Origin of the sequence: Kitasatospora sp. NPDC057223, from assembly GCF_042669755.1 — a bacterium.
Lineage (GTDB): Bacteria > Actinomycetota > Actinomycetes > Streptomycetales > Streptomycetaceae > Kitasatospora.
The window spans coordinates 34050-47469 of record NZ_JBHUWW010000027.1; the positions used below are offsets into that span (position 1 = coordinate 34050).

Here is a 13420-nt window from a genome sequence, read left to right on the forward strand (position 1 = left end):
ACTTCCACAGCAGAACGGGGTCGGAAAGGTGCGCACACTCAAAGTAGCTCTCCTCGGATGCGGCGTCGTAGGCGCCGAGGTGGCGCGTCATCTCGCGCTCCACCAGGACGACCTGACGGCCCGGATCGGGGCCCGGGTGGAACTGGTCGGCATCGCCGTCCGGCGGCCCGACCGGCTCCGCCCCGGCGTACCCGAGGACCTGGTCAGCACCGACGCCGCCGCCCTGGTGGCCCGGGGCGACCTGGACGTCGTGGTAGAGGCCATCGGCGGCATCGAGACCGCGGGCGCGCTGATCCGCAGCGCGATCGGGCACGGTGCCTCGGTGGTCAGCGCCAACAAGGCGCTGATCGCCGCCCAGGGCGCCGAACTCCACCGGGCCGCCCGGGAAGCCGGCACCGACCTCTTCTACGAGGCCGCCGTGGGCGGGGCGATCCCGCTGCTCCGGCCGCTGCGGGAGTCGCTGGCCGGCGACCGGGTGAACCGGGTGATCGGGATCGTCAACGGCACCACCAACTTCATCCTCGACAAGATGGACTCCACCGGCGAGGAGTACGAGGCGGCGCTCAAGGAGGCCACCACGCTCGGCTACGCGGAGGCCGACCCGACGGCCGACGTGGAGGGCCACGACGCCGCGGCGAAGGCCACGATCCTGGCCGGCCTGGCCTTCAACACCCGGGTCACCACGGACCAGGTCTTCGTCGAGGGCATCACCGGCGTGACCGCCGCGGACATGGCCGGCGCCCGGGCCATGGGCAGCGTGGTCAAACTGCTGGCCATCTGCGAGCGCCACCCGGACGGCGAGTCCGTCACCGTCCGGGTCCACCCGGCGATGATCCCCCGCGAGCACCCGCTGGCCTCGGTCCGCGGCGCCTACAACGCCGTCCTCGTGGAGGCGGACGCGGCCGGCCGGCTGATGTTCTACGGGCCCGGTGCGGGCGGCGCCCCCACCGCCAGCTCCGTCCTCGGCGACCTGGTCGGCGCCTGCCGCAACCGGCTCGCCGGGACGGCCGGCTCGGGCGACGCCGTCTACCGGGAGCTCCCGGTCCGGCCGATGGGCGAGGTGGTCACCAGCCGGCACATCGAGCTGGACGTCGAGGAACGCCCCGGTGTGCTCGCCGCGGTGGCCGCGGTCTTCGCGGAGCACGGCGTCTCGGTGGACACCGTCCGCCAACACCGCGGGTCGACAGGCACCTCCCTCACCGTGGTCACGCACCGGGCCACGGACGCCGCCCTGGCCGCGACCGTCGAGGCGGTCGCGGGGCTGAGCCAGGTCCGGGCGGTCACCAGCACGATGCGCGTCGAGAGCCGCTGAGCCGGCCCGGCGCGCGCACGTCCCCACCGATCACGAATCGCTTGGAGAACAGGTGGTAGCGATGGACCGAACGTCGGCGACCGAGACCCGGCACGCCGTAGTCGATTCAGGAGCCCTGTACCAGCTCGCGTCCGGCCACTCGCCGGCCGCGGTCGAGCTCCGCAAGCAGGTGCGCACCGGCGACCTGCACCTGACCGTCCCGATGGCCGCGTTCTCGGTCAGCTCCAGCATGCGCACCTGCTGGGACAACGAGTGCCGGCTCGACCACCCGGACGACGGGACCGACGCCCTGCGCGATCTCCTCGACCGCCCCGGGATCGAGATCCGCCAGCCGACCGCCGACTTCGCGCTCACCGCGGGCAGCCTGTACGCCGGCTGCGTCGACCGGCGGGTGGTCGGGTCCGAAGTGCTGGCGGCCTGCCACTCGGTGCTGCTCGCCGATCAGGAGAGCGTCCCGCTGATCTCGACCGCCAGCGCCCGCTACTGCTACGTCCCGCTGTCGTCCTGGGACGCCGCCACCCAACTCGTCTTCGTCTAAGGACTGCCATGATCGTCGAGAGTCCCGTGCGGTCCGAGCCGGCCGCCAAGCCCGTCAGGTCGCTGGACCGGGTGATCATCCGCTTCGCCGGCGACTCGGGCGACGGCATGCAGCTCACCGGTGACCGCTTCACCTCCGAGACGGCGGCGTTCGGCAACGACCTCTCCACACTGCCGAACTTCCCCGCTGAGATCCGCGCCCCCGCCGGCACCCTGCCCGGCGTCTCCTCCTTCCAGCTCCACTTCGCCGACCACGACATCCTCACGCCCGGCGACGCGCCGAACGTGCTGGTCGCGATGAACCCGGCCGCGCTCAAGGCCAACCTGTCCGATCTGCCGCGCGGCGCCGAGATCATCGTGAACACCGACGAGTTCACCAAGCGCGCGCTGGCCAAGGTCGGCTACACCACCGACCCGCTCGACGACGGGACGCTCACCGCCTACCGCGTCCACCCGGTGGCCCTCACCCATCTGACGGTGGGGGCGCTGAAGGACAGCGGCCTGGCCCGCAAGGACGCCGAGCGGGCGAAGAACATGTTCGCCCTCGGCCTGCTGTCCTGGATGTACCACCGGCCCACCCACGGCACCGAGACCTTCCTGCGCCGGAAGTTCGCCGGGAAGCCCGACATCGCCGAGGCCAACATCACGGCGTTCCGCGCCGGTTGGAACTACGGCGAGACCACCGAGTCCTTCGCCGTCTCCTACCAGGTCGCCCCGGCGGCCAAGGCGTTCCGGCCGGGCCGCTACCGCAACATCTCCGGCAACCTGGCCCTCTCCCTGGGCCTGGTCGCCGCCGCCCGCTGCTCCGAACTGCCGCTGTTCCTCGGCTCGTACCCGATCACCCCGGCCTCCGACATCCTGCACGAGCTGTCCAAGCACAAGAACTTCGGGGTACGCACCTTCCAGGCCGAGGACGAGATCGCCGGCATCGGCGCCGCCCTGGGGGCGGCGTTCGGCGGCGCCCTCGGCGTCACCACCACCTCCGGCCCCGGCGTGGCGCTCAAGTCCGAGACCATCGGTCTCGCCGTCTCGGTCGAACTCCCGCTGCTGATCGTCGACGTCCAGCGCGGCGGCCCGTCCACCGGCCTGCCCACCAAGACCGAGCAGGCCGACCTGCTGCAGGCCATGTTCGGCCGCAACGGCGAGGCCCCGGTACCGATCGTCGCCCCCGCCACCCCCAGCGAATGCTTCACCATGGCCGTCGAGGCAGCCCGGATCGCCCTCGCCTACCGCACCCCCGTCTTCCTGCTCTCGGACGGCTACCTGGCCAACGGCTCCGAACCCTGGCGGATCCCCGAGCTCGACGAACTCCCCGACCTTCGCGTTGAGTTCGCCACCGAGCCGAACCGGCCCGACGGCACCTTCTGGCCCTACCAGCGCGACCCCGCCACCCTCGCCCGCCCCTGGGCGGTGCCCGGCACGCCCGGCCTCGAACACCGGATCGGCGGCATCGAGAAGCAGGACGGCTCCGGCAACATCTCCTACGACCCGGCCAACCACGACTTCATGGTCCGCACCCGGCAGGCCAAGATCGACAACATCTCCGTCCCCAGCCTGGACGTCGACGACCCGGACGGCGACGCCCGCGTCCTGGTCCTCGGCTGGGGATCCACCTACGGCCCGATCGCCGCCGCAGTACGCCAGGTACGCGCCGGCGGGGGCAAGGTCGCCCAGGCCCACCTGCGCCACCTCAACCCCTTCCCCGCCAACCTCGGCGCCGTCCTGCGCCGCTACCACCGGGTGCTCGTCCCCGAGATGAACCTCGGCCAACTCGCCCTGCTGCTGCGCGCCAAGTACCTGGTCGACACCCGATCGTTCACCCAGGTCTCCGGCATGCCGTTCAAGGCCGACCAGCTGGCCGCCGCCATCGAGTCCGAGATCGGCCTGGAGCCCACCGATGCCCACTGAACTGCAGCTCACGGCAAGGGACTTCAAGTCCGACCAGGAGGTGCGCTGGTGCCCCGGCTGCGGGGACTACGCGATCCTCGCCGCCGTCCAGTCCTTCCTCCCGGAACTGGGCATCGCACGGGAGAACATGGTCTTCGTCTCCGGCATCGGCTGCTCTTCCCGCTTCCCCTACTACCTCAACACCTACGGGATGCACTCCATCCACGGCCGAGCCCCGGCCATCGCCACCGGCCTCGCCGCCGCCCGCCCCGACCTCTCGGTCTGGGTGGTCACCGGTGACGGCGACGCCCTGTCGATCGGCGGCAACCACCTGATCCACGCGCTGCGGCGCAACGTCAACCTGAAGATCCTGCTGTTCAACAACCGGATCTACGGCCTCACCAAGGGCCAGTACTCCCCGACCAGCGAAGCCGGGAAGATCACCAAGTCCACCCCGATGGGCTCACTGGACGAACCCTTCCGCCCGCTGTCGCTGGCCATCGGCGCGGAGGCGAGCTTCGTCGCCCGCACCATCGACTCCGACCGCCAGCACCTGCAGTCCGTACTCCGGGCCGCGGCGCAGCACGAGGGCACCGCCCTGGTGGAGATCTACCAGAACTGCAACATCTTCAACGACGGCGCCTTCGAGACCCTCAAGGACCCGGCCACCCGCGACACCGCCCTGCTCCGCCTCGAACACGGGCAGCCGTACCGGCTCACCCCGGACGGCGAGGAGACCGTCCACGACGTCACCGACCCCGACCCCACCCGCGCCTTCGCCCTCTCCCGGCTCTCCACCCCCACCCCGATCGGTGTACTGCGCGACATCGAGCGCCCTGCCTACGACCGGCAGCTCAACGCGCAAGTGGACGAAGCCGTCCGGCGCCACGGCGAAGGCGACCTGGCCACCCTGCTCGCCGGCCAGGACTCCTGGACCGTGCCGCAGCCCGCCGGGAGGGCCCTGTGACACCCGTCCTCACCGAGGCCGCGACCCCTGCCGCTGCCGCTGCCCCTGCCCCTGCCCCTGCCCCTGCCCCTGCCCCTGCCCGGGGGTCGGCCCCGGCCCCGGCTCCGACTCCAACTCCGACCCCGAGCTGGCTACGGAGCTTCACCAGCACGACAGGCGGCGGCACCCGGCTGGTCGCCCTACCGCACGCCGGCGGATCCGCGTCGGCCTTCCGCTTCCTCTCACAGGCGCTCGCCCCCGACCTCCCGGTGGTGGCCGTCCAGTACCCCGGCCGCCAGGACCGCTTCCACGAACCGGCGGTCACCGACATCCACCGGCTCGCCGACCTCGTGGTGCAAGCCCTCGAACCGCACCTGGACGAGCCGCTCGCCCTGTTCGGCCACAGCATGGGGGCGAGCATCGCCTTCGAGACCGCCCTGCGCCTCGAACGCCTGGGTGTGACTCCGACCGCGCTGATCGTCTCCAGCCGCACCGCCCCGGGCATCGGCCTGGGCCGCCCGCACACCGTGCACGAGCTCGGCGACGCCGAACTACTCGCGGAACTGCAGGCGTTCGGCGCCGTCGGCCCGCTGATCACCGAGGACCGGGAGCTGCTGCGGTACACCCTGGAGCTGGTCCGCACCGACTACCGGGCCGTCGAGTCCTACCGCCCGGTACCGGGCAGCCGGGTCCACTGCCCGGTGAGCGTCCTGGTGGGCACCCGCGACCCACGGGTCTCCCGAGCCCAAGGCGCCGCCTGGCAGGACTGGTCCGCCCGGGAGATCGCCCTCCACCTGTTCGAGGGCGGCCACTTCTTCCTGGAAGACCACGCAGACGCCATCACCGCCCTGCTCCGCACCGCCCTACGAACCACCCCCACCGCCGCCTGACCGACCGCCGCACCTGAAAACGCACACCCGTCCCGCCCGGCCCACCCACCGGGCGGGACATCCTGTTGTGCGGTGTCTCGCCGGGGAAAGCCACCGAGGAGACGTCGCGGAGCAGGCGCAGCAGGTTGTCGATGCTCAGGTCCGCATGCACCTCCGCAGTTCCCTGAGCGCGGTGCAGCAGCGCGGCCCCGGCGCCGTACACCGCCTGGCGGCGTGCCAGGAGGAGTTGTGGCTTCACAGTCCAACGGGCTCGGGAATCGCAGTTCGGTGCCCAGCTGGGGCCAGTGCCGGACAGTCGGTGCAGCCGGTCTCGCCGCCCGTGTACATCAGGCCTTCGTCCCTGACCTGGTTGACCGGCGCACCGATGCGCAGTCGTTCGACCAGGTCGGGGTTGGCGAGGAAGGAGCGGCCCAGCGAGACCAGGTCGGCTCCTGCCGCGAGGAGTCGCTCGCCTTCACGCTTTCCGCCGTCGGCGGGCAGGGGCTGTCCCCAGCCGAGGACCGGGTTGGCGATCAGCATGCCCGTCCAGGTCTTTCGGATCTCCTGGAAGGGGGGGCTGGTCCGGATCGGCGAAGACCACGTGCAGGTAGGCGAGTCCGGTATCGGCCAGGGCGGTGATCAGCGCGGGATGGATCTCCTCGGTGTCCCCTTCCTGGATGCCGTTGACGGTGATCCCGGGTGCGATCCGCACGCCGACGCGAAGCCCGTGGACAATGCGGCGCCGGCGCCGTGCTCCGCTGCGGTACCAGTGGTCTTCGCCGGCGGGGCGCCCGTCGGCGACTTCCAGCGCCGGCCGGCGGTCAGCGGCTTCGGCCGGGGGTCGTCGGGCCGCCAGTCGCAGCACCGGACGAGGCCGGGAGCAAGCAGCTCCAGGCCGTTGAAGAGCCGTGCCAGCTCGTCGTGGGTGGAGAAGACGCCACTGCCCATCATGCTGTGCAGGAACATGTCCTCCATCTTCCGGGCGGTCCCGCTGTGTTCGTCCTCCGGGTCCAGGAAGTGGCTGATCGCCACGTACGAGCCGGACGGCAGCGCGTCGATGTAGGCGCGCATCATGTCCTGGCGGGTGCGTACGCCCTCGCCGTTGTAGTGGTGCAGCGTGCCCAGCTGAAGCAGCGCGATCGGTCTGTCCCAGTCCAGTGCGGTCCGTACGGTCCTGTCCCGCAGCAGGGCCTCGGGGTCGAAGATGTCCCCGGCGACGACGGCGGTCCGCTCGTCGCCCTCCAGCAGGGCGCGGCTGTGGGCCAGCACCATCGGGTCGTTGTCCACGTAGACGACCCGTGCCTGCGGGTTGGCGCGCTGCACCACGGTGTGGGTGTTCTCGGCGGTGGGCAGGCCCGAGCCGCAGTCCAGGAACTGGGTGATTTTGCCCTGGGCGGCCAGGTACCGGCAGGTGCGGATCAGGAAGGCGCGGTTCTCGACCGCGAGGTCCACGGCTTCGGGGGCGGCCTTCAGCACCCCTCGAACCACATCACGGTCCACCTCGTAGTGGTCGGTGCCGCCCAGGAAGGCGTCGTACACCCTGGCGATGCTCGGCCGCGTCGGGTCGATGTACGGGGGAACGGACTCGTCGGAGATCGTCTGTGACACGCCAACGGACTCTAGACCTGAGACGGGGAATCCTCTGGCAGCGAATGCCCGAGACGCACACGGCTCACCCGTTCGTGTGACCGCCGGCCTTCTCCGCTCCCGGCCTCTGGGCGGCCTTGATGCCGGCCTCGAAGCGGCTGCCGGCCCCCAGAGGCTCCATGACCTGCCGCTACTTGCCGGGGGGTCCGAGCCGGCGGGCAGTCCAACCGGCCGCGTGCCAGGGTTCGGGGTTCAGGTTGGTGCGGTAGTCGACCAGCAGTGGGTTGACGGGATGGCCCACCAGGGCCGCCGGGTCAGCCTGCCGGTACGGGGCCATTCGGTCGCCGGGACGACCGGCTCGGCCTCGTCGAGGGCGGCCGGCAGCTCGGTGTCACTCGCGCCGCGAGTTCGCCGCCCGCCGAACCGGTGCCGGCGCCCTGAGGAACTGACCGCCGCCCTCCTCGGCGGCGGGCCCCTGGGGGTCGCACTCCCACCGACTCGCCGCCGGGGATTCAACCTCTGCAGGGAAGCCAAGCCTGGTAGCGGAAACTGGCGAACTTTTCGTGCGACTTGTGAAGGCCCAGGTCGCAAACGCTCCGCAGTGCGTCAAAGCCTTGACAAGACTGACTGTCAGGAAGGTTTCCTGTCAAAAGCATTGACGTGGTGTCGTGCACACGCGCAGACTCCGGTCTGCTCGCCACCGAAGTTCCCGGCGGCGAGCCGGTCTTCGGCTGCCGACCCGCAGGCTGCACGGCGGACCGTCAACCCTGCGGCCTGCCCGGCCCGGCAACCACGAGGCACTGGGCGGGACGGAGCGGCCGGCCGCGACGCCACGCGGGGCGCGCCCGGTCCGCGCCCCGAGCAGCACCGGATGCACCGCCCCCTTCGACCGCTGTCCGACCCGAGGAAAGGACACTGCCATGACCAGACCCCACCCGAGGACACCCCGGCGGACCATACGCCGGACGGGCACGCTGCTGCTCCGGCTCCTCGCCCTGAGCGCCGTCGTGCTGGGACTGCAGGCGGCGCCGGCGCACCATGCCCGGGCCGCCACGCCGTTCAAGGTGCTCGCCTTCTACGACGGCACGTACGACGCCGCGCACATCAGCTTCGACCGCGAGGCCAACTCCTGGTTCCCGCAGCAGGGCGCCACCCACGGCTTCACCTACACCGCCACCACCGACTGGAGCCAGCTCAACACCGCCAACCTGGCCAAGTACCAGGTGGTGATGTTCCTCGACAACTATCCGCAGACCGCCGCCCAGCGCTCGGCGTTCCAGAGTTACGTGACCAACGGCGGCGGCTTCGTCGGGTTCCACGTCTCGGCGTTCAACACCGACAGCAGCGACTGGCCCTGGTACCACAACACGTTCCTCGGCACCGGAACCTTCCAGACCAACACCTGGGGCCCGACGCAGGAGACGCTGCGCATCGACGACCGGAACCACCCGGCCACAGCGGGGCTCCCCGCTACCATCACCTCGTCGGTCAGCGAGTGGTACAGCTGGCAGAACGACCTGCGCAACAACCCCGCGATCGACGTCCTGGCCTCGATGGACCCCTCGACGTTCCCGATCGGCACGGACCCCAACCAGACCTGGTACAGCGGCTACTACCCGATCACCTGGACCAATCGCAACTTCCACATGGTGTACAACAACTTCGGCCACAACGCGATGAACTACACGACGAACACCGCCCTGTCGTCGACGTTCGCCAGCGCCCAGCAGAACCAGCTCCTCCTCCAGGAGATCGCGTGGGCCGCCGGCCAGAGCGGCCCCGTCACCCCGCCCCCCGGCGGCGCCACCGGACGGATCACCGGGTACGGCGGCAAGTGCGTGGACGTGGCGGGTGCGAGTTCCACCAACGGTGCGGCGGTGCAGCTGTACGACTGCAACGGCACCGGTGCCCAGCAGTGGACCGTCGGCACCGACGGCACGGTGAAGGCGCTGGGCAAGTGCATGGACGTGACCGCGGCGGGGACCGCGGACGGCAGCAAGGTGCAGCTCTACGACTGCAACGGATCCGGTGCACAGGTGTGGCAGCACCAGTCCAACGGTCAGCTGGTCAATCCCGCGTCCGGCAAGTGCCTGGATGCCGCCGGGCCCAGTTCGGCCAACGGCACCCGGCTGCAGATCTGGACCTGCTACGCGGCCGCCAACCAGCTGTGGACCACCCCCAGCTGATACCCCCGAGCCGCGGTGCACCGGTCGGATGAGCAGTGGGACCTCCGACCGGTGCACCGCACCGGCCCCGTGGACCGCCCCCCCTCCTACGCCACCCGCTCCACCCGCTCCACCCGCCAGGCGCAGCCGACGAGCCCATTCCGGCGCGGCCCAGCAGGCCGAGAGGTCCCACGCGGTACAGCGCCAGGACGGGCCAATCCAGAAGGCCAACAAGCCGGGGGGAGATCGGCTACCTGCACCTGGACCGGAGCACCGCGAGGGACGAGCGAACTGCAGACGGTCGATCGGTACCTGGCGTCCATGCTCGACGGGGTGTCCTCGCATGGGCAGTGGGACGACGTGCGTCGCGCTGCTCCCCGTGGGCGCCGCCCGCAGGTGGGACATCGCGGGTGTACCGATCCTGGGCCGGGGCGCGTACGTCGGTGTACCGCGGCCGGGCCTGCCCCGGGCGGGCGGACGACGTGGCTAAGCGGGCGCTGCGCGGCGATGACCTCGGTTCTACGGGGCTCGACGAACTCGACGAGGCTCTGGCCGGGCACCCGCCGGTCCTCCTCGGCGCCGTCCAGGAGCCGCCGAGGAGGTCCGCGTCAGGACGGTCATCGCGCAGGCAGCCGTCATCGGCAGGCCATCCTGCGCCGCCCCCTGACGAACCGTCTTCAGAGCGCCTCGGTGCAGGCGTCAGTGTGCCGTCCCGTCCTGGCCCTGCACCGGGCCGCCTCCTCTCCGGATCCCCGTCCCCACGGGACGGTCCTTCCGCTCCGGCTTCCGCCGGCCTGGGCCGGCGACGACGCCAGGCCGGAGCGTGGCTGAAGCCGACTACCGGGGTTGCCCTGCGGTTGCTCGCCGGCGTTGAACGCTCCGACGCGGCGAGGTCGTTCGCCGGACGCGGTCACACGTGGCTGCGGCTCCCTGCCGTGGCAGCCGACGCGCGGTCCGTCGTACCACTCCAACTCGACGATCACACGCCCGAAGCCAGACACCCCGGCGGCCCGGGTGGGGCCGCCGGGGTGTCTGGGTGCCGCTACTGGTTGTAGGCCTGGAGCTGTGAGAGTTGGGCGGCGGGCCAACCGGTGTTGGCGCTGATGTTCACGCGCAGGTGGCGGACGGTGGTGGCGGGGAAGGTGAGGGTGACGGTGTTGTCGGTGGCGGGGTCGAAGGTGTAGGCGGCCTGGGCCTTGAGGGTGGTGAAGGTGGTGCCGTCGGTGGAGCCGGTCAGGGTGATCGTCTGAGTGCGGGTGCCCCAGCCGGTGGGCAGGCGCAGGACGATGCGGGCGACCTGCTGGGCGGTGCCGAGGTCGGTCTGGATCCACTGCGGGAAGGCGCCGACGCTCTCCCAGTAGGTGTTGCGGTCGGCGTCGGTGAGGTTGGCCGGACTGTAGACGTCGTAGTGGGAGGAGGCGGTGGCGGGGCGGGCGGCGGCGAGGTCCCCGGACGGGGTGGTGGTGCCGGAGGAGGCCAGGCGCAGGTGGTTGAGGTTCCATCCGCCGGCGTCCTGGGCGAGGGTGATCGTCTGGCGTCCGGCAGGCAGGGTGAGCTGGGCGGTGGCCTCGCCCCAGGTCTGCCAGCCGCCGGTGGCGGGCAGGTTCACCGGCCCGGTGAGACTGGCGCCGGCGGCGTTGGACAGGTGCAGGGCACCTGTGGTGGCCGCGGGGGCGGCGTAGCGGAAAGTGGCGATGTACGTTCCGGGGGCGGCGACGTCGACGGTGTAGCGCTGCCACTGGCCGTTCGAGGTCCAGCCGAGGTTGTAGCCGCCGCCGGTATCGGTGGTGGCTTCCAGGTCGACGCCGTCGGCGCGATAGGTGTTGCCGGTGCCGTTGACGGTATTGACGAAGTAGCCGGCTCCGGGGCCGCCGGTGTCGTAGTTCTCGGCCTGGATGGTGCCGGGCACCTGGGCGGGGGCGCCGCCGTAGGGGCCTTGCGGTGTGGTGGGGCCGCCGTTCCAGCTGTTGTTGGCGGCCGTGACGGTGAACGCGGGGGAGTTGTTGACGAAGGCTGCGGCACCGGGGGCGCTGAGACCGGTGACGGTGTTGCCGGTCAGGGTCGCCGAGCCGGTGGCGGCGGGGTAGAACGGCGGGGCGATGGCGAAGCCGTTGCGGCCGGGCGCGGTGACGGTGTTGTCCTGCACGAGCGTGTTGGTGGAGGCGGAGAAGCCGACCCCGTCGTAGAGGGAGCTGATGACGGTGTTGCCGGTCACGGTGACGTTGTCGACGATGCCGACGTTCTGGCCGTCCCCGCCGTTGCCGACGTGGAGGGCGGGCTGGCCCTGGCTGTAGCCGTTGCCGCCGGAGCGGATCACGGTGTTGCCGCGGACGGTGGCGCCGAGGAGGTCGCTGCCGTTGACGCCGAAGCGGCCCGCACCCAGACCGATGTAGCGGGCGGTGTCGGCGACGAGGTTGTTCTCCACCAGGTGCCCGCTGCCGCCGTAGATGCCGATGCCCTTGCCGCCCCACGGGGCGACGGCGGTGTTGCGGGTCACGGTGATGCGGGCCATCGGCGTGTAGTAGGTGCGGTTACCGGCCGAATCGGTGTTGTAGTTCACCGAGTTGATGGCCAGCGCGTCGTCTCCGGTGCCGCGCACGAAGTTGTTGGTGACGGTGAGGTCGTTGCCGTGGTCGGCGCCCAGCGACACGTTGTTGACGTTGATGCCGTCCGCCCACACCGCCGTCACCCGGGCGTTGCGGACGGTGCCGCCCGATCCGGAGGCCCAGTAGCCGGACAGGACGTGCTGGCTCCAGATGCCGTCGGCGACCCAGTTGGCGCCGGTGGTGTCCATGGCGCCGCCCGCGCCGTCGGGCATCTCGCGACTGAGGGCGTTGGAGTCGACGCGGAAGCCCTGCACGCGGCTGGAGGTGAGGTTGAACATGGCGGCCAGCGGGGTGCTGTTGGGCAGCGGCACGTCGCGGTAGACCGTGGAGTACCAGGGGCCGGCTCCGGCGATGGTGATGTTCTGGGCGCTCAGTCCGGCGACGCCGCGCAGGTAGAAGGTGCCCGGTGGGATCCACAGGGTGCGGTTCGTGGCCTGGGCCTGGTTGATGCAGTTCTGGATCGCGGCGGTGGAGTCGACGGCGCCGGGCGCGGCCGCGCCGTTGGTCGGCGTGGTGGAGGCGACGGCACCGCAGTCGCTGATCGACAGGGATCCGGCCGGCTGCGCTGCGGGCGGCGCCACGTTCTCTGCGTCCAGGACGTCGATGTCGTAGAACGCGGCCGAGTTCGCGGCGTCCTTGCGCAGCTCGATGGTGGAGCCGGGCGCGACGGGTGCGCCGGCGACGAAGGCACGGGACTCGTCGAAGAAGTCGCGGGGGCTGCCGTCGGCGGGGTTCTGGTTGCTGCCGTTGTAGTGTCCGTCGCCACCCTCGTAGAACCAGCTCTGCTTGGAGTTGAGGTTCAGCGCCTGGCGGAACACACCGTCGACGTACAGGTTCAGGGTGGCGGTGGTGCCGGTGCCGGTCGCGGAGTCGGGGATGGACTCGCGGACGTTGACCGCGTTCACCGCTGCGCCGGTGGTGTTGGTCCAGCGCACGCCCTGCCCGGTGGCGGCCAGGCGTACATACGCATGGCCGGAGGCTTCGACGGCGGCGCTGGAGTAGGCGGTGGTCGGCGAGGCGGTCAGGGCGACGGTGCTCGCGCCGCCGACCAGCGCCGCGGCCTCGGCTTCGAGGGGGGTGAAGGGCAGCGTCGCACCAGCAGGCGTGGCAGCGGCGGGAGCCGCCGGGAGGGCGGGTGCGGCTGCGGCGGGCAGGGCGGTCGTAGCGGTCGCGGCGAGAACAGCCGCGGCGATCAGCGCGGTGCGGGCGCGCGAAAGCGCGGCGGGTGGGGGTGTCATCGGTTCCCTTCCGGGGCGTGCGCGGGCGGCAGCTCGGCGGGTGGCGCGGAGCCGCTCGGACGGCGACGAGCAGGAGCCAAGGTATTCCGATGAACATATCTACGCAATGCTTTGATGGAGTTACGCAAGAAATCAACTTGCTTGGCGCGCAACGGAGTCGGTGATCACGGAGGGGCTACCGGGCCCTCCGGAGAGGAGTTCGGGTCGGCGATGAAGGGCTCCGCCAATTGGCACGGCTGCGCACCCACCTGGCACCTACCCTCCTGATTCGTA

At 71.2% G+C, this 13420-nt stretch carries 8 protein-coding genes and 1 pseudogene; 6 read left to right on the plus strand and 3 right to left on the minus strand.

What is annotated here, in order from left to right; all coding sequences use genetic code 11:
- Positions 1-28: 28 nt before the first annotated feature.
- The 5 genes from ACFUK0_RS13145 to ACFUK0_RS13165 all read left to right on the plus strand — a co-directional run bounded on the left by ACFUK0_RS13145 (position 29) and on the right by ACFUK0_RS13165 (position 5572).
- Entirely contained in the window at positions 29-1312 is a 1284-nt protein-coding gene (locus ACFUK0_RS13145) for a homoserine dehydrogenase (protein WP_380249329.1), read from the plus strand.
- A gap of 61 nt (positions 1313-1373) precedes the next feature.
- Complete coding sequence (locus ACFUK0_RS13150) at positions 1374-1850, plus strand: hypothetical protein (protein WP_380249331.1); 477 nt, start codon at positions 1374-1376, stop codon at positions 1848-1850.
- A gap of 8 nt (positions 1851-1858) precedes the next feature.
- Positions 1859-3757, plus strand: a complete 1899-nt coding sequence (locus tag ACFUK0_RS13155; RefSeq protein ID WP_380249333.1) for a 2-oxoacid:acceptor oxidoreductase subunit alpha — start codon at positions 1859-1861, stop codon at positions 3755-3757.
- Entirely contained in the window at positions 3747-4703 is a 957-nt protein-coding gene (locus ACFUK0_RS13160; protein ID WP_380249335.1) for a 2-oxoacid:ferredoxin oxidoreductase subunit beta, read from the plus strand. The genes ACFUK0_RS13155 and ACFUK0_RS13160 overlap by 11 nt, the downstream gene beginning before the upstream one ends.
- Positions 4700-5572 (plus strand): thioesterase II family protein, encoded by an 873-nt coding sequence (locus ACFUK0_RS13165; protein ID WP_380249337.1) that lies wholly within the window; start codon positions 4700-4702, stop codon positions 5570-5572. Before ACFUK0_RS13160 ends, ACFUK0_RS13165 begins: the two co-directional genes overlap by 4 nt.
- A gap of 234 nt (positions 5573-5806) precedes the next feature.
- Here the strand turns inward: ACFUK0_RS13165 and ACFUK0_RS13170 are convergent.
- Positions 5807-6272 (minus strand): annotated as a pseudogene (locus tag ACFUK0_RS13170) (alkene reductase); the annotation flags it as partial.
- Positions 6191-7159 (minus strand): SAM-dependent methyltransferase, encoded by a 969-nt coding sequence (locus ACFUK0_RS13175; protein ID WP_380249339.1) that lies wholly within the window; start codon positions 7157-7159, stop codon positions 6191-6193. The pseudogene ACFUK0_RS13170 and the gene ACFUK0_RS13175, both read right to left, overlap by 82 nt.
- Positions 7160-8058: 899 nt before the next feature.
- Between ACFUK0_RS13175 and ACFUK0_RS13180 the strand changes: the two genes are divergently transcribed.
- The gene (locus ACFUK0_RS13180; protein ID WP_380249341.1) at positions 8059-9324 is read left to right on the plus strand and encodes a ThuA domain-containing protein; all 1266 of its coding nucleotides are present in this window, start codon (positions 8059-8061) and stop codon (positions 9322-9324) included.
- 1021 nt (positions 9325-10345) lie between these two features.
- On the opposite strand, the gene ACFUK0_RS13185 is transcribed toward ACFUK0_RS13180, so the two are convergent.
- On the minus strand, positions 10346-13147 hold the full coding sequence (locus ACFUK0_RS13185; RefSeq protein ID WP_380249343.1) for a carbohydrate-binding protein: 2802 nt from the start codon (positions 13145-13147) through the stop codon (positions 10346-10348).
- Between the last annotated feature and the right edge of the window lie 273 nt (positions 13148-13420).